This is a genomic window from Prochlorococcus sp. ALOHA_ZT_50 (assembly GCF_022447305.1).
In the GTDB taxonomy this organism is placed as follows: Bacteria; Cyanobacteriota; Cyanobacteriia; order PCC-6307; family Cyanobiaceae; genus Prochlorococcus_A.
In genome coordinates, this window is the sequence record NZ_JAKVCI010000001.1 from 16838 (window position 1) to 34900 (window position 18063).

The window sequence follows — 18063 nt, forward strand, 5'->3', positions numbered from 1 at the left end:
ACAAAACTACTACTTATTTATTAAGTCACATTGAGCATGATTTAGAAGCAAATGATCAGCAAGTACTAAAGCTACCATAGCATCAACCATGGGAACTGCTCTTGGTAGAACGCATGGATCGTGTCTCCCTTTTGCTTTCATAAGTACTTCTTTACCTTCAGCATTTACTGTTTTCTGTTCTTTCCCAATGGTTGCTGTAGGTTTAAAAGCTATCTTCATCTCGATATTTTCACCATTACTTATTCCGCCCTGTATACCTCCTGAATTGTTTGATGTTGTTCTTAACTTACTAATATCATCAGACTTGATGAAGGCATCATTATGTTCGCTTCCTTTTAAATAAGTTCCAGAGAAACCTGAACCTATTTCAAAGCCTTTCGTGGCAGGCAAAGACATCAAAGCCTTTGCTAAATCAGCTTCTAATTTATCAAAAACAGGCATTCCAAGACCAGAGGGAACATTTCTTACTAGACATTCAATAACACCGCCGCAAGAGTCTCCTTGACGCTTTAATTCCTTAATTCTCTCGATCATTTCTGTTGATACCTTTTCATCAGGACATCTAACAATATTAGAATCTATTTTTTTGAGAGAAATCTTCTCTTTATTTATATCAGAATCAATATCATGTATACGCTTTACCCAAGATAGTATTTCAGTGTTACAGAAGGTTTTTAATAATTGTTTTGCTACAGCACCAGCAGCTACTCTCCCAATTGTTTCTCTAGCAGAGGCTCTTCCACCGCCAGAACTTGCCTGAATTCCATATTTCAGATGATATGTACCATCTGCATGAGAAGGTCTAAATACCTGCTCCAAATTATTATAATCTCCTGGTCTTTGATCCTTATTTCTTACCAACATTGCTATTGGAGTTCCAAGTGTTAACCCTTCCTTTATCCCACTTAATATTTCAATTTTATCTTCTTCATTTCTGGGTGTTGTAATGTCACTTTGGCCAGGTCTGCGCCTATCTAATTCATTTTGTATCAGATTTATATCTATTTTTAACTTAGGTGGACATCCATCAAGGATAACTCCTACTGCACCACCATGTGATTCTCCAAAAGTACTAACACGAAAAATTTTTCCAAAACTACTACTCATAGAAATATCAAATGTTTTATCTATATATAAACATTATATGAAACCAATTGAAAATTAAACAAAAAAAAGCCCCCAAAAAGGGGGCTTGTAAATTTAAGAACTTTAAGCTTAACCGATAGCTGGAGCTGAAAGAGCTACTGTTGTAGACTCAGCTGCTGCTAGATCAAGTGGGAAGTTGTGAGCGTTACGCTCGTGCATTACTTCCATACCTAGGTTTGCTCTGTTAAGAACGTCACCCCATGTAGGAACAATCTTACCGTTTGCATCAACAACTGACTGGTTGAAGTTGAAACCGTTAAGGTTGAATGCCATTGTGCAGATACCCATTGAAGTTAACCATACACAAACAACTGGGAATACAGCTAGGAAGAAGTGAAGACTTCTGCTGTTGTTGAAACTTGCATATTGGAAGATCAAACGACCGAAGTAGCCATGAGCTGCAACGATGTTATATGTTTCTTCTTCTTGTCCGAACTTGTAACCATAGTTCTGAGACTCTGTCTCAGTTGTTTCTCTGATTAGAGATGAAGTAACAAGTGAACCGTGCATAGCTGAGAATAAAGATCCTCCGAACATACCAGCAACACCAGCCATGTGGAATGGGTGCATAAGAATGTTGTGCTCTGCCTGGAAAACAAACATGAAGTTGAATGTTCCAGAGATACCTAGAGGCATTCCGTCAGAGAATGAACCTTGACCGAATGGGTATACAAGAAATACTGCGAAAGCTGCTGAAACTGGTGCAGAGTATGCAACACAGATCCAAGGACGCATACCTAAACGGTATGAAAGCTCCCACTGTCTTCCCATGTATGCTGAGATACCAATTAGGAAGTGGAAAATTACAAGCTGGTAAGGACCACCGTTGTATAACCACTCATCTACAGTAGCTGCTTCCCAAATTGGGTAGAAGTGTAGACCAATAGCGTTAGATGAAGGAACAACTGCACCTGAGATGATGTTGTTTCCATATAGGAATGAACCAGCAACTGGCTCTCTAATTCCGTCGATGTCTACTGGTGGTGCTGCGATGAATGCAACGATGAAGCAAGCCGCTGCTGTAAGAAGGCATGGAATCATTAAGACGCCGAACCAACCAACATAAATTCTGTTGTTAGTTGATGTTACCCACTCACAAAACTGTGGCCAACCTTTTAACAGCGAAGAACGCTGCTGCTGAATAGTTGTCATGAGTTCGTAAAGTATGTCTCTAAAGTGAGACGTGTAAATAAAAACGGAAAATAAATTCCGCTTCGAAGATTTTAGACCAAAATCGCTAAAAATGTGTAAATATTTTTTCTTTAAGTAAACTTATTTTTTGGAAAACAGGAGAAAAGAACTTCCATGTCTTAAGATTTTCTTTGTTATTGAGGATTCAACTTGGTAATAATCGAATGGCTTCTTAACGGAAAAAGATCTAGAGAGGTAGTTTCCTTAAGAGAGGCTAAGCATAGAAGACTGCAATTAGAGGCTTTTGGAGCTGTTATTTATTGGAGTGAAAGAATTTAGGTTTTTAAGGTTTAAAAATTAGAAAAAAAAATAAAAGTATTAAATATTAAATAAACTTATCTATAAAATAAAAAATCCTTATTAGTTTTCAACGATTTATTGTTCCGGTTTCTTAATTTAAAAACTTTCAAACTCTTGAACCCATTGTTTTTTGGAACAAATCACTTCTTTTTTTGTGTAGCTCATGGCAATTTTTTTTTCCTTATAAGCAACTTCTCCAATAAAAACAGGCCAAATCAATTGGTCCCGTTCATATTTGTGGATTATTCCTTGGCTATCCAGAAATAATGGATCTCCTTTTTTAATCATTTTCCAATCTTGGTTTATTCTCTCAGGATGAATTATGCCATCAATATCTCCCTTTTCATCTCTTGGATAATCTATACTCCCTTGATGAACATGAACCACTAATTCCTTTGGAAGTTCTATAAGTTTATTTTTTAGTTTATCTATCTCTTCCCTTAGGGAGCTAATTATTAGAGAGAATCTATTTATAATATTTTGATCATAAAAATTTTGTGCGACAGCTCCTATTTCAATAACTAAACCACATGGCCAAGCTTCTACAAGAAAGCCTGTTTGGGCTTTATCTTTTTCGTGCAAATAAATAGGCAATCCAAATTTGTTCTGCAGTAATGCAGCTAAACAAAAATCTTTGAATCTCCTCCCATACAAAACAATGCTAGTTCCCATATTTGCAGTAGTAGTATGCAAATCGATTGCAATTTGACAGGGTTTAGATCCGTCAATTCCAAATTCATCTACTAAAAAATTGGCTCTATTAGTTTCATAAAAGCTATTCTTGTGTTGATCAAAATTCTCACTTTCTTTAAAAGATCTATTTAAATCTACATCTATATATCTGCAACCTTTTTCATAGGCAGCAGGATTACCTATGATGTACTCATACTCAATACCATTATTTAAACTATTTTCCTTTCTATTAAATTGCTTAACAGCCCAAACAGGATTAATTTCATTCCCATGAGTGCCTGAAACGATAAGTATTCTTTGAACAGTCATTTTTTCTTTAAAAATAAAATTTTATGCAAAATAAATACCTTATAAAGGCCTCCAGAAAATTCTGGTTTTGGTTTTGGACCCAATTAATGAATGGCTTCGCGCCATCAGATTTACATGGTAATTATAAAAGGCCTAAAGGTATAACAATTGATAGTGAATACGATATTAATAATGAGAATGGACAAATTTATTTATTGGTAGGGAATTCTTGTCCATGGTGTCAAAGAACTTTACTCGTCCACGAAATAAAACATTTATCTAAAAAAGTTAAAGTTATTTTTTTAAAAGCAGATGTTGAGCATGGCGAATGGATTTTCAATACAAAGATTAAGGGATGTATAAGACTTTCAGACCTTTACAAAAAAGCTAATAAAAAGATTATTTTTAGAGCGACATTACCTCTTTTAATTAGCTTTGTAAAAGATGAAGTAAATATTCTGTCTAATGAAAGTTCACAGATTATAAGACTACTCAATTCAATAAAAAGTGAATCGAAATATCAGGCATTAAGTATTAAAGATGGTAATCAAAAATTTTTAGATTTAATTAATAACAGCATTAATGATGGCGTATATAAATGTGGTTTCGCCAGAAACCAGTCAGCTTACGAAAAAGCAAGTCAAAATCTTTTCGCAGCTATAAATGAAATTGAAAATTTACTACAGAAAAATAAAGGGGACTGGATATTTGGAGAAGAGTTAACCTACGCAGATATTTACCTTTTTCCAACGCTTATAAGATGGGAATTGATATATAGCAAACTTTTCAAATGTACTGAACAAGAACTATCAAGTTTTGAAAAGATTATTGAATGGAGATTAAAATTCTTTAAATTATCTAACGTAAATAGGACATGCTTCGACAATGAATGGAAAAAAGATTACTACAAAGCTTTATTCCCTTTAAACCCAAATCAACTAATCCCAGTTTTACCATCGCTAGAGGAAATAATGAGATTAGAGTCCGAAAAAATATAAAAATCAATTTCCAAAAAAAAATGATGTTGTAATGAACACTTATTTAGTTCATAGATAATGCAATTTCATTAGAAATTAACTATGTTATGTATGTCTACTAAAGTACGAAAAGCTTAAAATGAAATCCATTGACGAACACATCCAAAAAGATCAATCGGAAATCGAATCTGCAAAAGCAGAGGGCAATCTTCCAAAGGTCAGACATTTAACTGAAGAGCTAAAAGAACTCGAAGAATATAAGGATCATCATCCAGATGATAAACATGACCCTAATGCTTTGGAACTATTCTGCGATGCCAACCCGGATGAACCAGAATGTCTTGTTTATGATGATTAAGTTTTCTTTTGATAGATAATGCACAATAAAAAAGGGCTCTAAAAGCCCTTTTTTTTATTTATTAATTCTATTAGTAATCTCTATTAAAGTCGGATGGACTTCCTGTAAGCGAACAAACAACCGACTCCTCATTTTTCATTTCCTTGACTTCTACAATTGGTCTTCCCATTTTCTTCAAAACCTCAATATCTTGAATGGTTTGACATCTAGCTATTATTTTTCCTTGTTGATCAAAGCAAGTATAGAAATTCATATTGTGTTTAAAGAAGTATCTTATTTATGACTAATTTTCATTATTAAATCAAGTGTTTTTTTTACAAAAAAATTTTAAATTTAAGTTAGATCCTTTTCCATACTTCAGAAAGCAGTGAAGATAAACCTTTTTTTAAAGATGAAGAAATAACTAAAACTTTCTTTTTAGATAAATCTTCTAACTTTTTTGAAATTATTTTCAAATAATCATCATCTACCAGCTCCATTTTATTCAATACTATTATCCTCTCTTTATCTAAAAGACCTTTTCCATATTTTTTTAATTCCTGCTCAATTATCTCAAAATCATGTAAAGGATTTTCTGCAATTGCATCAATTAAGTGAACAAGTATCTTCGTTCTTTGGATGTGCCTTAAAAAATCATGCCCTAAACCTACTCCATCAGCTGCACCTGATATTAATCCAGGAATATCCGCAAAAAGGCAACCATTCCCATCAATTTTTCTTACTACACCTAAGTTAGGTATTAGAGTTGTGAAAGGATAATTTGCGATTTTTGGACGGGCAGATGATACAACGGAAATCAAAGTACTTTTCCCAGCATTTGGAAGGCCTATAATCCCAACCTCTGCAAGAAGTTTTAGTTCTAATTGAACCTCCCATATCTCACCATCTTTTCCTTCAGTGAATGATTCTGGGGCTCTATTTTGATTACTTAAATAGTAAGCATTACCATGTCCACCTCTTCCTCCAATGGCAATAGTTAAACTCTGTTTATCTTTAGTTAAGTCTCCTAAAATAATGCCGGTTTTAATATCCCTTATTTCTGTACCGCAGGGTACTTTAAGGATTGTATCCTCACCTGAAGCACCTGATCTCTTATTAGGACCTCCTTTGCATCCATCTTCAGCAATTATTTCACGTTTGAATTTGAAATCTAATAATGTTTGAAGATTATTATCAGCCATCAAAATAACTGAACCCCCTCTGCCACCATTTCCCCCCGAAGGTCCTCCAGCAGGAACGAATTTTTCTCTTCTAAATGAAACTATTCCATTTCCACCTTTTCCAGCTTTAAGAATAATGTTTGCTTGATCAATAAATTGCACTTAATACGCTTATTAAATTGTTTTCTAGGTATTTTAAATTTTATTTTATCCACGCAATACTGCAACCAGGTCCACCCTCGTTGTTGGCTGCATCTTCAATCTTATCAACATAATTTAAACCTGATAACCAATTTCTTAGTCCTTTTTTTAATTTCCCTGTGCCAATTCCATGAACAATCCATAGCGGTCCATGAAATTTTCTAATTTTCTCCTCAATAATTATTTCGGCTTCATGAACTCTTAACCCTCTTACGTCAATTGTATTTTTACTCGTTCTAATTTTAGAAAAAGAAAAATCTTCTCTTGTAGACTTGATCTCAATTTTTGACCTTTTGAAATTAGGCTTTTCTCCATTAATACCTTCAAAGTCATTTACAGATAATGTGCTTCTGAATGAACCACATTTAACTTCGTAAAAACCACCTTTTTTATCTAAATCTACAATTTGTCCCGTACTATTTAGACTTTTAATTTTTACAAAATCGCCTACCTGAGGATTCCATGATATTGACTTTTCAAATTTTTTTTGGGTTAAATGTTCCGTCTCAATTTCCTTTAATCTTTTTCCAATAATTCTCGTATCCTCTCCATTAACATTTTTATCTCTTAATTTTTTAATCAAATCTATTACCTCTTTTTTAGCGGATACAATATGTTTTGATAATTTAGACCTTTCAATTTCCTGGATTTTTTCAGCATTTATTTTTTGATATTCATAATTTCTCTTCAGTTCATCATGTAATATTTCAGTCCTTGCAATCAATTCTGCAGCAGCTTCTGCAGAATTTTGTTGTTTAATCCTCTCTTCCTCAAGTCCTTTAATAATACTGTTAATATTGTCAACTTCTTTTGGCTTTAGATAATTTGCAGCTTCATTGAGTATGCTTTCATCGAGACCAATTCTCTTTGAAATTGACAAAGCATTACTTCTCCCAGGAATACCCCAGTTGAGTATATATTTTGGCTTCAAAGAATCCTCATCAAAGGCAACTGATACGTTTTCAAATCTTGAGTCGTTATATTTTAAAGCCTTAATATCTCCATAATGTGTAGTTGCAAAAGTGATATCAGATTTATTTGCAAATTCTTTTAATAAAGCCATCGCAAGAGCACTTCCTTCAAGAGGATCTGTGCCAGATCCAATCTCATCTAACAAAACAACTGATAATCCTTTCTTATTATCAAGTGAATCTAATATCTCTTTTATGCGGGATATATGCCCACTGAAGGTAGATAAATTTTCTTCTAATGATTGATTATCTCCTATATCCACATATATATTTGGACAAAAAGGGATAATAGGATTATTAGTTGAAGGTATCAATAATCCTGCTCTAGCCATAAGTAAAGACAAGCCCAAACCTTTTAAAGCTGCTGTTTTACCTCCAGTATTTGGACCTGTAATAGCTACAACCTTAATATTTCTATTTATATAAAAATCGACAGCTACTGGTGGAGGGGCTCCTTTTTTCTTATGTTCCCAAATCAATAACGGATGAGAAAAACCAATTAAAGAAATAATAGGATTTTTCTCAAACGTAGGAGTTTTGCCTCCAATCCATTTCGAATATCTTGAACGAGTTAGAGCATTTTCTAATCTCAATAAAATGGATGCCATTTCAATAAGATTTTCTGAATTATCACTAACAACTTGGGACCATTTCTTAAGTAATTTAAATTCTTCTGCTGTGATCCTAGCCTCTAAAGAAGCAATCTTATTACCTTTAGTTACTACACTTTCAGGCTCAAAATATACTGTATTTCCTGAAGATGAAGAGTCATGAATTATGCCTTTAAATTTATCTACATAATTAACTTTCACTGCTAAAACAGGCCTTCCATATCGATCTCCAATAGTAGTATCTTGCAAATAAGCTAAATTCTTTTGAATAAATTTCTCAACTAATATTTTTCTTTCAAGTTTCTTAGATAATAATTCTTTTCTAAGAATAGATAGTTCATTACTAGCATTGTCTGAAATCCTTCCATTAGATTCAATGCCTTTTTTAAAAATCGTTTCGATATTCTGATGGTCAATTAAATTTTTTGTAAATGATGAAATATAAGGCCTTTGTTCAAAATCTAATAAGATTTTTTTTAAATTTCTTGCTGCAGCAATTGTTTTCGCTATTTCTAACAATTCAGAAGATGAAATTACACCTCCCTTGGAACAAATTTCAATATTTCTACTAATATCAAAAACACCAGAAAAACTAATTGATTTATCTAAATTATTTTCTAGCTCATTTATTTCAACAGTTTCATTCAACAGTCTTTTAGAGGCTTCGTATTCTGAAGGAATACCAAAACTTAAAATTGCTCGTTTACCCATTTCCGTTGAGGCGAATGAAGATAAATGCGTTTTTAATGAATCCCACTCTAAAAGGTTTATAGATTCTTCTTCTAAGGTGTTATCTGAATATGATTTTTTAGAATAACTTTTCTCTTGCATACAAAAAAAAAGAATCAAACATTCGATTGAATCCCTTCAGGAGGAACATAAAGCATCTCAAGCCAGTTTCCTTCAGTATCCTTCATATAAAAAGATGCTGTTCCATCTCTATGCTCATGTAAAGGACCAACTTTTACACCAGAATTTTTTAAATCATTTTGAATATTTTCCACTTCTTTTTTATTTTCAAAATGAAAAGCAAAGTGAGGTCCCGCAGCTTTGTAGCTAGGGCCTAACAACGCAAGTCCATCTTTCCCTTTACCTGCCTCTAAATAAGACCAATCTTTATCATCCCAAACCAAATTCATACCCAGCTTAATATAAAAAGATTTCGCCCTTTCGAGATTCTCTACTCTAAGTGCAATGTGACCAATCCTATTTACTCCTTGTGAAAACTTCAAAACAAAGCAATTAATTTATTACTTATCTAAGAATAAACCAAATTTTTGTTAATAATGAGTTTTTAAGTATCCTGCAACCATTGAGATGCATCACAAGCATGATAAGTGAGTATTAATTTTGCTCCTGCTCTTTTAAAACTAAGCAATGTCTCTAAAACAATATCTTTTTCGTTAATCCAGTTCTTCATAGCAGCAGACTTTACCATGGAATACTCCCCACTAACGTTGTATGCAGCTATGGGTTTATTTGAAAAAGTGCTTAATCTATAAACAATATCCAAGTATGAAATTCCTGGTTTTACCATCAAAATATCAGCTCCTTCATACTGATCCAATGCAGATTCAATTAAAGCCTCTTTTGAATTGGCAGGGTCCATTTGATATGTAGACTTATTGTCTGGAATTATTTTCTTACTATTTTCTCTAGGAGCCGAATCTAAAGCAGTTCTAAACGGACCATAATAAGCAGATGAATATTTAGCTGTATAACTAATAATACCTACATCACTAAATCCTTCACTATCAAGAGCAGTCCTAATTGCTCCAACTCTCCCATCCATCATGTCACTAGGGCCAATAAAATCTGCTCCAGCTCTAGCTTGAGTTAAAGCTTGTTTTTTTAAAATTTCAATCGTTTCATCATTCAATATTTTTCCAGTTTCATCAACTAATCCATCATGACCATCACAAGAGTATGGGTCCAAGGCAACATCTGTCATTATTGCCATTTCTGGAATCTCTTTTTTTAATATTCGAATAGCTTTAGGTATTAAACCGTCTTCATTAAAACATTCTGCTCCATCTTCAGTCTTTAAGCTATCGTTAATTTTTGGGAAAAGAACCACACACCTTATTCCCAATTCCCATGCCCTAGTAACCTCCTTTATTAAGCCATTAATATCCCATCTATAAGTTCCGGGCATTGCTGAAATTTCCTCTTTAAAATCTTTTTCATGAATAAATAATGGATATATAAAGTCCGATGCCTTTAGATGGTTTTCTCTAACCATTTCTCTAATTGCCTCAGTTCTTCTTAATCTTCTTGGACGAATAATCGAATTCATTTGAATATTATTAAATTGAAAAATATTTATCTAATACATTAATCGCTTGCCTCGCACATAAATCAATCAGAGACTACTTTTGTTCAGGAAAATTAACTAAAATTTATTTAATAAGAGCAAAAAAAGTTACAAAAATATTTTGCACAATCTTCATTTTTCACAAATTTACGTCATTAAGAGATAATATCTTCTAGTTAAGTATTTATTTTAAGGAGAGCATCTTTGAAAATAATTAATGGATTTCATCTGAAAAATGTAAGAGGCGATATTCTTGGAGGCATCACAGCCGCAGTAGTGGCTTTACCTCTCGCTCTTGCTTTTGGTAATGCTGCGTTAGGACCTGGCGGAGCAATTTATGGACTATATGGAGCAGTAGTAGTTGGTTTTTTAGCAGCATTATTCGGCGGAACACCTGCTCAAGTTAGTGGACCTACCGGTCCCATGAGTGTAACTGTTGCAGGTGTAGTAGCAGGCTTAGCAGCAGTAGGGGTTCCAAGAGATCTTTCTGCAGGACAAATTTTACCTTTAGTTATGGCAGCGGTAGTCATTGGCGGCTTACTGCAAATATTATTCGGGATTCTAAAACTAGGTAAATACATTACTTTAGTTCCATATTCTGTTGTTTCAGGATTTATGTCTGGTATTGGAGTAATAATCATTGCGCTTCAGATTGGACCATTACTTGGAATTAGCACTCGAGGTGGAGTAGTCGAATCTTTAACTACTGTATTTTCAAATTTCCAGCCCAATGGTGCTGCTATTGGAGTAGCAATAATGACACTAGGTATAGTATTTCTTACTCCTAGAAAAATAAGTCAGTGGGTTCCTTCTCCTCTCTTGGCCCTATTGATAGTTACCCCAATATCAATATTAATTTTTGGAGATGGAGCTATTGATAGAATTGGAGAAATTCCAAGGGGAGTTCCATCTTTAAATTTCCCAAGTTTTAATCAATATTTCCCAATTATTTTCAAAGCAGGATTAGTCCTAGCAGTACTTGGCGCAATTGACTCCTTACTGACATCTCTAGTAGCAGACAATATCTCTCAAACAAAACATAATTCTGATAGAGAACTTATTGGTCAAGGAATAGGAAATGCTGTTGCAGGTCTGTTTTCAGGTTTACCTGGAGCAGGAGCAACCATGAGAACAGTTATAAATGTTAAATCTGGAGGATCAACTCCCATTTCTGGTATGGTTCACTCGGTTGTATTGTTGATAGTTTTAGTTGGTGCAGGACCTTTAGCTGAGCAAATACCAACTGCATTGCTAGCAGGAATTCTTATAAAAGTAGGCCTAGATATTATTGATTGGGGATTCTTGAGGAGGGCTCACAAATTATCTTTAAAAACATCAGTAGTAATGTACGGCGTACTTTTAATGACTGTTTTTTGGGATTTAATTTGGGCAGTTTTAGTCGGTGTATTCATAGCAAATATGCTCACTATTGATTCAATAACCGAAACTCAACTAGAAGGTATGGATGAGGATAATCCTTTATCAGAAGATGATCAAGGAAAAAATGCTTTGCCTGCTGATGAAAAAGCACTTCTAGATAGATGTTCAGGCGAGGTAATGCTATTTAGACTTAAAGGACCACTTAGTTTTGGAGCAGCTAAAGGCATATCTGAGAGAATGATGCTTGTAAGAAACTACAAAGTTTTGATATTAGATATCACTGATGTACCACGACTTGGAGTTACTGCGACTCTGGCAATAGAGGATATGATGCAAGAAGCAAAAAATAATTCCAGAAAAGCATTTGTTGCTGGTGCTAATGAAAAAGTAAAAGATAGATTAGCTAAGTTTGGAGTTGAAGGCATTATTGAAACAAGAAAAGAAGCTTTAGAAACTGCTCTAAATGAAATAGCCTAATAATTTATGGAAATAAATCCAATTCTGCAAAATGTATTAGCCCCGCCAGTTCTTTTCTTTTTGATTGGAGCAATATCAGTACTCTTTAAATCTGATTTAGAAATACCAGCTCCATTACCTAAACTCTTCTCCTTATATCTGCTACTAGCTATTGGGTTTAAAGGAGGTATAGAGATACAGAAAAGTGGTTTTACAGATCAAGTATTGCCTACTTTAAGTGCTGCAATACTGATGTCACTTGTAATCCCGCTGATTGGATTTTTAATTTTAAGATTTAAGTTTGATGTCTTTAATTCAGCCGCAATAGCAGCAGCATACGGTTCAATTAGTGCTGTTACATTTATTTCCGCAGAAAGTTTTTTGGAAAGTCAAAAAATAGCTTTTGATGGGTTTATGGTTGGCGCCTTAGCTTTAATGGAATCTCCTGCAATAATTGTTGGATTATTACTTGTGAAATTTGCAGCTCCCAAAAATAGACCAAAATCAAGAAAAATGCATCTAAGCGCAATATTACACGAATCACTTTTGAATGGATCAGTTTATTTATTGCTCTCAAGCTTAATTGTAGGATTTCTTACTGCTTCCAGTAATCCCTCAGGGATTGCAAAAATGGAGCCTTTTACTGGACAATTATTCTATGGAGCAGAATGCTTCTTCTTGTTAGATATGGGAATAGTCGCTGCTCAAAGATTGCCGAGACTGAAGAATGCGGGTTCGTTCTTGATTGGCTTTGCTATTTTTATGCCTTTATTTAATGCATTTATTGGTGTTTTCGTTGCAAGATTTTTATCTTTAGGACCTGGCAACGCACTTTTATTTGTGGTTTTATGTGCAAGCGCCTCTTATTTAGCAGTTCCTGCAGCGATGAGGATGACAGTTCCAGAAGCTAAATCTAGTTATTATATTTCAACTACACTAGGTCTAACTTTCCCATTCAATATAGTTCTTGGCATTCCCATATATATGAGTTTAGTAAATACCATTATCCCATTGTCCCCTCTATAAAAATGAAAAGATTAGACTTGATATTTAGTGAAAGAGAACTAGATGCAATCATTAAAACATTAGAAAAAGCTAATGTTCCTGGATATACAGTTATGAAACACGCCACAGGCAGAGGGCCTGAAAGAGTTGTTACTGAAGATATGGAATTTACAGGATTAGGAGCAAATGCTCATGTAATTGTTTTTTGTGAGCAAGAATTAATAGATAAAATGAGAGATAACATCAGGGACGATTTAAGCTACTACGGAGGAGTTGCTTATATTTCTGAAGCAACACCCCTTTAAATTAAAGAAGCAATATTTATTTTTAAGAATGAATCCAATCTACTCTTATATTTTTTCGACTATTTAAGTATCTATCAATTGACATTGCAGCAATACATCCATCAGAAGCCGCAACTACGGCTTGCTTAAATGGTGTATTTCTTATATCTCCAATAGCCCATACTCCATCAGAGTTTGTAGACATAAAGTCATCCACAATAACTCCTCCGTCTTCTTTTAAAGCAATTTGATCCCCTAAAAAATCAGTAATCGGCTTTGAACCACTCATGTAGACAAACACTCCATCTAAATTTAAATTGATAGGATTTTCTTCTTGCTTATTTTTTACAACAACCCCATTCACACCCATATCATCGCCCAATATTTCCAATAATCTTGTTCTACTCCAATGTTTTATATTTGAATTATCCATCAATTCCATAGCTTCTTCATTATCTGATTTAGGATCACTTGATGTAATCCAATGCACAGTTGATGCAAATTTAGTTAGAACAGTTGCCTCTTCAATTGCCTCCTTGTTCACTCCAACAACGGCAACTTCTCTATTTTTATAAAAAGCCCCATCACATGTAGCACAATAACTTACTCCTTTGCCAAGAAAATCCGCTTCGCCCTTAAATGATGCAGGCCTACCCATGGCTCCACTTGCAAGTACAAGTGCTTTAGCTTTGAAAGTGCCTTCGGGCGTATAAACCATTTTCCATTCTCCACTAGCGTCTATTCCAAACACTTGCGCTCTTCTATAATCTGTGCCGTATTGCACAGCCTGTTCTCTCATTAGAGTAAGTAATTTCTCTCCACTTATATCAACCGGAACACCTGGATAATTAGCTATTTGATGAGTTATTGCTAAGGCGCCAACAGATGGATTTTTATCTAAAATTACTGTCTTTAAGTTTGAACGAGATGTATAAAGTGCGCAAGTACATCCGGCCGGGCCTCCTCCGATAATAACTACATCTGACTCAATGATTTCCAATTTTAAAAAACTCCTTTTTTAGTAGTTAATTAGATGAGTTCTTGGTTAGAAGATATTTTTAAAGTAAATACCTGAACCTTTATATAGATATAAGTTAAAAGAAAAAAGAGAAAAAAGCTTAATATAGAAACAAACTTACATAGGAAAAACATAAAAAATTAATTATCAAAATGATCAGTTACGTGAAATGTTCTGTATTGATCTATTATTAGGTCATATCGAAAAATCAATTGCCGTTGAAACATTATATTTTTCATGACCAACTCTGATTACCTTTTAAAAGCTGCCATTAAGAAAGTAACCGAAAAATTAAACGAGATATTGGTTGAAAAAATTGAAGAAGCAACAAATATTGCTCAGGATGCTCCAGAAATTCTCAAAAAAGAATTTGATAGTTTGAAAGAATCCATAATCGAAGAAGCCTCAAGAATGGAAAAAGCCGAAAATATTCAAGAAAATGAGTCTACAAATACTTATCAAGATTCCAAAATAAAAAAAGCTTTAAATGAAATTGAAGGTATCAATAAGCAAATTGATCTCTTTAATAAAAATATAAATAATCAAATTAAATGAGTTATCACATTCTTCATTATCGTTTAAAAAAATTGAAGAGGGCCTTTCTTATTTGGATAACTCTGATTTCGCTTTTAATAAATTTATGGATAGATAATATTAGATTTACAATTTTCCAAACTAAGAACAATGAAAAAAGTAGGGTCCAAATTAAAAGAGCTAGGTGGTTTACTAATCAATTAATAAAGCTTGGTTCAGCATTTATTAAAATTGGACAATTATTATCAGCGAGACCTGATTTAATTCCTAATACCTGGATACAGGAATTGTCTAAATTGCAGGATCAAGTTCCTAATTTTTCATTTGCGCAAGTTGAAGAAACTATAAGAGAAGAACTAGGATCTAAGTTTAATGAAATAGATCAAATAATATGTGATCCGGTTGGATCAGCATCACTAGCTCAGGTTCATAGAGCGACTTTAAAAGATGGTAAGAAAGTAGTTTTTAAAGTTCAAAGACCCAATTTAAAAGAATTGTTTATTATCGATTTGGGCATAATGCAGCAAATAGCAGGATTATTGCAGAAAAATAAGAATTGGAGTCGAGGTAGAAACTGGGTTGAGATTGCTAAAGAGTGTAGGAAAGTTCTCATGAAGGAGCTTGATTTTAATTGTGAAGCACAATATGCAGCAAGATTTAGACAGCAATTTCTTGATGATGAAAATGTTGAAGTTCCTGAAGTAATTTGGGATATGAGCAGTGAAAAAGTCCTTTGTTTAAGTTATCTAGAAGGAACAAAAATAAGCGATTTAGAAAAATTACAATCACAAGAAATTGATTTACCTAAAATTGCAGAAATAGGTGCCATCAGCTATTTAAAACAATTAGTAAATTACGGTTTTTTTCATGCAGACCCTCATCCAGGGAATCTAGCAGTTTCAAATGAAGGTAAATTGATTTTTTATGATTTTGGAATGATGGGCAATATCTCAAATAATCTTCAAACAAGATTAGGGGGGATGGTTAAGGCTGCTGCTTTAAGAGACGCCTCATCACTTGTTAGTCAATTACAACAAGCTGGGCTAATTTCAAAAGATATTGATGTAGGACCAGTCAGAAGATTAGTCAGATTGATGCTTAAAGAAGCCTTAACTCCACCATTTAGTCCAAATATTATTGAAAAATTATCTGGAGATTTATACGAACTTGTTTATGAAACACCATTTCAACTGCCAGTAGATTTAATCTTTGTGATGAGAGCTTTATCAACTTTTGAAGGAGTTGGTAGAATGCTTGATCCAGGGTTTAACCTTGTATCAGTTACCAAGCCTTATTTAATAGAACTTATGACTTCAAATAATCAAACTCCCAACGATTTAATTAACCAATTTGGAAGGCAAGTAGGTGAACTAGGATCGAAAGCTGTTGGAATTCCCAAAAGAATAGATGAAAGTTTAGAAAGATTAGAGCAGGGCGATTTACAATTGCAAATAAGAATGGGAGAGTCTGATAGGCAATTCAAAAAAATGTTTACGGCTCAAAAAACTTTAGGCCATTCAATTCTTATAGGAAGCTTATCAATTGCATCTGCTTTACTTGTAACCAATAAACAAAATAATTTTGCATTGTTGCCACTTTTTTTTGCACTACCAATAAGTATTGATTGGATAAAATGCCAATTAAGTATGAGAAAAGGCTCACGTTTAGAAAAACTTAAGCGCTAAAAAAACTATATATTTTTGGGACCTAAACCTAAAGCTCCAGCGAATCTTGCTTGATTTCCCAATTCCTCCTCAATTTTTAAAAGCCTATTGTATTTTGCAATCCTTTCACTTCTACTCAAAGAGCCGGTCTTGATCTGACCCGATCTTGTGGCGACAGATAAATCAGCAATTGTTGTATCTTCAGTCTCACCACTTCTATGACTAATAACACTTGTGAAACCAGACATTTTAGCTAACTCAATAGCTTCCAAAGTTTCAGTTAATGTTCCAATTTGATTTACCTTTATTAGGATTGAATTGGCAGATTTTTCCATAATCCCTTTCCTTAATCTTTCTGTATTAGTAACGAATAAATCATCACCTACAAGCTGAACTTTATTTCCTAATTCTTTGTTTAATTCTGACCAACCCTCCCAATCATCCTCAGCTAAACCGTCCTCTATTGAAACTATTGGATAATTAGAAACTAATCTTGAAAGATATGAAATCATTTCAGAACTATTTAAACTTTTACCTTCATATTTATAAATACCATCACTATAAAATTCAGTACTAGCAGCATCTAAAGCTAAAGATACCTGCTCACCAGGCTTAAATCCGGCTTTTTGAATTGCTTCTAATAATAAGTCCCCTGCTTCTTCGCTTGATGACAAATTAGGTGCAAATCCACCCTCATCGCCTACAGCAGTAGATAGACCTTTTTGATCAAGTAATGATTTTAATGAGTGAAAAATTTCAGTACCCATTCTTAATGATTCACTGAAATTATTAACTCCATGTGGAACAAGCATAAATTCCTGAAAATCAAGACTATTTGGTGCATGAGCACCACCATTTATTACATTCATCAATGGGACTGGAAGAAGATTGGATAATGGATCTCCAAGATATCTATATAGGGGAATGTCTAAAGCATTTGCTGATGCTCTAGCAGTTGCAAGACTTACTGCAAGGATTGAATTTGCTCCAAGGTTAGACTTATTAGGAGTTCCATCAATTTCAATCATTAATTTATCTACTGCAGTTTGATCTAAAGATGACAAACCACATAAAGCCGGCGATATTGTTTCATGAATTTTATTAACAGCATTCAAAACGCCTTTCCCCATATATTTCGAACCACCATCTCTTAATTCATGTGCCTCATGAGCACCAGTGCTAGCTCCGCTGGGAACAATTGCTCTACCACTTGCACCACATTCCAAAAATACTTCTGCCTCTACAGTTGGATTACCTCTTGAATCAAGGACTTGCCTTGCTTCAACAGTATCAATAAGAAAATCAATAGTTTCTTTCACAATTTAATTATTACTATTTAAATCCTATTAATAGCTGAACTATTTGGCTAATATCTGAAATATATTTGTTAACCAACTATAATTTTAATTTTATAAGAGCTTAGATATTATTTAACGTTTTTTTCATTCTAAAGTCCCCGCAAATCCTCTCATCTAAATAATTTTCAAATTCATCTTACAATTTGAAAATTAT

18 protein-coding genes are annotated in these 18063 nt (G+C 33.8%); 8 read left to right on the forward strand and 10 right to left on the reverse strand.

Going from position 1 to position 18063, the window contains the following annotated elements; genetic code table 11:
- Positions 1 to 9: 9 nt before the first annotated feature.
- Complete coding sequence (gene aroC, locus MK115_RS00100) at positions 10 to 1107, reverse strand: chorismate synthase (protein WP_162482604.1); 1098 nt, start codon at positions 1105 to 1107, stop codon at positions 10 to 12.
- 108 nt (positions 1108 to 1215) lie between these two features.
- Entirely contained in the window at positions 1216 to 2298 is a 1083-nt protein-coding gene (gene psbA, locus MK115_RS00105) for a photosystem II q(b) protein (RefSeq protein ID WP_002805533.1), read from the reverse strand.
- A gap of 189 nt (positions 2299 to 2487) precedes the next feature.
- On the opposite strand from psbA, the gene MK115_RS00110 reads away from it, so the two are divergent.
- Entirely contained in the window at positions 2488 to 2616 is a 129-nt protein-coding gene (locus MK115_RS00110) for a YWSERL motif small protein (RefSeq protein ID WP_257008958.1), read from the forward strand.
- A 117-nt stretch (positions 2617 to 2733) separates the two neighbouring features.
- Here MK115_RS00110 and MK115_RS00115 read toward each other — a convergent pair whose 3' ends face one another.
- The gene (locus tag MK115_RS00115; RefSeq protein WP_287608058.1) at positions 2734 to 3639 is read right to left on the reverse strand and encodes an aspartoacylase; all 906 of its coding nucleotides are present in this window, start codon (positions 3637 to 3639) and stop codon (positions 2734 to 2736) included.
- 23 nt (positions 3640 to 3662) lie between these two features.
- Between MK115_RS00115 and MK115_RS00120 the strand changes: the two genes are divergently transcribed.
- Both MK115_RS00120 and MK115_RS00125 read left to right on the forward strand, forming a co-directional pair.
- Complete coding sequence (locus MK115_RS00120; protein WP_287608059.1) at positions 3663 to 4616, forward strand: glutathione S-transferase family protein; 954 nt, start codon at positions 3663 to 3665, stop codon at positions 4614 to 4616.
- 118 nt (positions 4617 to 4734) lie between these two features.
- Positions 4735 to 4953, forward strand: coding sequence for a CP12 domain-containing protein (locus tag MK115_RS00125; RefSeq protein ID WP_019480078.1), 219 nt, complete (start codon positions 4735 to 4737; stop codon positions 4951 to 4953).
- Positions 4954 to 5023: 70 nt separating this feature from the next.
- Here the strand turns inward: MK115_RS00125 and MK115_RS00130 are convergent, their stop codons facing one another.
- The 5 genes from MK115_RS00130 to hemB form a co-directional block, all read right to left on the reverse strand.
- The gene (locus MK115_RS00130; RefSeq protein ID WP_011817712.1) at positions 5024 to 5206 is read right to left on the reverse strand and encodes a hypothetical protein; all 183 of its coding nucleotides are present in this window, start codon (positions 5204 to 5206) and stop codon (positions 5024 to 5026) included.
- An 85-nt stretch (positions 5207 to 5291) separates the two neighbouring features.
- The gene (obgE, locus tag MK115_RS00135; protein ID WP_287608071.1) at positions 5292 to 6275 is read right to left on the reverse strand and encodes a GTPase ObgE; all 984 of its coding nucleotides are present in this window, start codon (positions 6273 to 6275) and stop codon (positions 5292 to 5294) included.
- A 40-nt stretch (positions 6276 to 6315) separates the two neighbouring features.
- Positions 6316 to 8727, reverse strand: a complete 2412-nt coding sequence (locus tag MK115_RS00140) for an endonuclease MutS2 (RefSeq protein ID WP_287608072.1) — start codon at positions 8725 to 8727, stop codon at positions 6316 to 6318.
- Between the two features lie 14 nt (positions 8728 to 8741).
- Complete coding sequence (locus tag MK115_RS00145) at positions 8742 to 9128, reverse strand: VOC family protein (RefSeq protein ID WP_032523985.1); 387 nt, start codon at positions 9126 to 9128, stop codon at positions 8742 to 8744.
- 62 nt (positions 9129 to 9190) lie between these two features.
- Entirely contained in the window at positions 9191 to 10192 is a 1002-nt protein-coding gene (gene hemB, locus MK115_RS00150) for a porphobilinogen synthase (protein ID WP_287608074.1), read from the reverse strand.
- A 222-nt stretch (positions 10193 to 10414) separates the two neighbouring features.
- On the opposite strand from hemB, the gene MK115_RS00155 reads away from it, so the two are divergent.
- The 3 genes from MK115_RS00155 to MK115_RS00165 are packed head-to-tail and all read left to right on the forward strand — an operon-like array spanning position 10415 to position 13356.
- On the forward strand, positions 10415 to 12067 hold the full coding sequence (locus tag MK115_RS00155) for a SulP family inorganic anion transporter (protein WP_287608076.1): 1653 nt from the start codon (positions 10415 to 10417) through the stop codon (positions 12065 to 12067).
- A gap of 6 nt (positions 12068 to 12073) precedes the next feature.
- Positions 12074 to 13072: a sodium-dependent bicarbonate transport family permease gene (locus tag MK115_RS00160; RefSeq protein WP_025922813.1), complete on the forward strand. Its 999-nt coding sequence runs from the start codon at positions 12074 to 12076 to the stop codon at positions 13070 to 13072.
- A 2-nt stretch (positions 13073 to 13074) separates the two neighbouring features.
- Positions 13075 to 13356, forward strand: coding sequence for a P-II family nitrogen regulator (locus tag MK115_RS00165; protein ID WP_002805886.1), 282 nt, complete (start codon positions 13075 to 13077; stop codon positions 13354 to 13356).
- Positions 13357 to 13378: 22 nt separating this feature from the next.
- On the opposite strand, the gene MK115_RS00170 is transcribed toward MK115_RS00165, so the two are convergent.
- Entirely contained in the window at positions 13379 to 14335 is a 957-nt protein-coding gene (locus MK115_RS00170) for an NAD(P)/FAD-dependent oxidoreductase (protein ID WP_025913212.1), read from the reverse strand.
- Between the two features lie 255 nt (positions 14336 to 14590).
- On the opposite strand from MK115_RS00170, the gene MK115_RS00175 reads away from it, so the two are divergent.
- Together MK115_RS00175 and MK115_RS00180 are read left to right on the forward strand one after the other, a co-directional pair.
- Positions 14591 to 14908: a hypothetical protein gene (locus MK115_RS00175; protein WP_287608083.1), complete on the forward strand. Its 318-nt coding sequence runs from the start codon at positions 14591 to 14593 to the stop codon at positions 14906 to 14908.
- On the forward strand, positions 14905 to 16572 hold the full coding sequence (locus MK115_RS00180; RefSeq protein ID WP_287608085.1) for an ABC1 kinase family protein: 1668 nt from the start codon (positions 14905 to 14907) through the stop codon (positions 16570 to 16572). Before MK115_RS00175 ends, MK115_RS00180 begins: the two co-directional genes overlap by 4 nt.
- Before the next feature lie 5 nt (positions 16573 to 16577).
- On the opposite strand, the gene eno is transcribed toward MK115_RS00180, so the two are convergent.
- Positions 16578 to 17870, reverse strand: a complete 1293-nt coding sequence (eno, locus tag MK115_RS00185) for a phosphopyruvate hydratase (protein WP_287608086.1) — start codon at positions 17868 to 17870, stop codon at positions 16578 to 16580.
- Positions 17871 to 18063: the final 193 nt, after the last annotated feature.

Coding starts and splice junctions, on each gene's coding strand:
- MK115_RS00180 (WP_287608085.1), top strand. CDS start 14,905: ATGAGTTATCACATTCTTCATTATCGTTTAAAAAAATTGAAGAGGGCC.
- MK115_RS00165 (WP_002805886.1), top strand. CDS start 13,075: ATGAAAAGATTAGACTTGATATTTAGTGAAAGAGAACTAGATGCAATC.
- aroC (WP_162482604.1), bottom strand. CDS start 1,107: ATGAGTAGTAGTTTTGGAAAAATTTTTCGTGTTAGTACTTTTGGAGAA.
- MK115_RS00115 (WP_287608058.1), bottom strand. CDS start 3,639: ATGACTGTTCAAAGAATACTTATCGTTTCAGGCACTCATGGGAATGAA.
- MK115_RS00125 (WP_019480078.1), top strand. CDS start 4,735: ATGAAATCCATTGACGAACACATCCAAAAAGATCAATCGGAAATCGAA.
- MK115_RS00160 (WP_025922813.1), top strand. CDS start 12,074: ATGGAAATAAATCCAATTCTGCAAAATGTATTAGCCCCGCCAGTTCTT.
- MK115_RS00120 (WP_287608059.1), top strand. CDS start 3,663: ATGCAAAATAAATACCTTATAAAGGCCTCCAGAAAATTCTGGTTTTGG.
- psbA (WP_002805533.1), bottom strand. CDS start 2,298: ATGACAACTATTCAGCAGCAGCGTTCTTCGCTGTTAAAAGGTTGGCCA.
- MK115_RS00140 (WP_287608072.1), bottom strand. CDS start 8,727: ATGCAAGAGAAAAGTTATTCTAAAAAATCATATTCAGATAACACCTTA.
- hemB (WP_287608074.1), bottom strand. CDS start 10,192: ATGAATTCGATTATTCGTCCAAGAAGATTAAGAAGAACTGAGGCAATT.
- MK115_RS00175 (WP_287608083.1), top strand. CDS start 14,591: ATGACCAACTCTGATTACCTTTTAAAAGCTGCCATTAAGAAAGTAACC.
- MK115_RS00130 (WP_011817712.1), bottom strand. CDS start 5,206: ATGAATTTCTATACTTGCTTTGATCAACAAGGAAAAATAATAGCTAGA.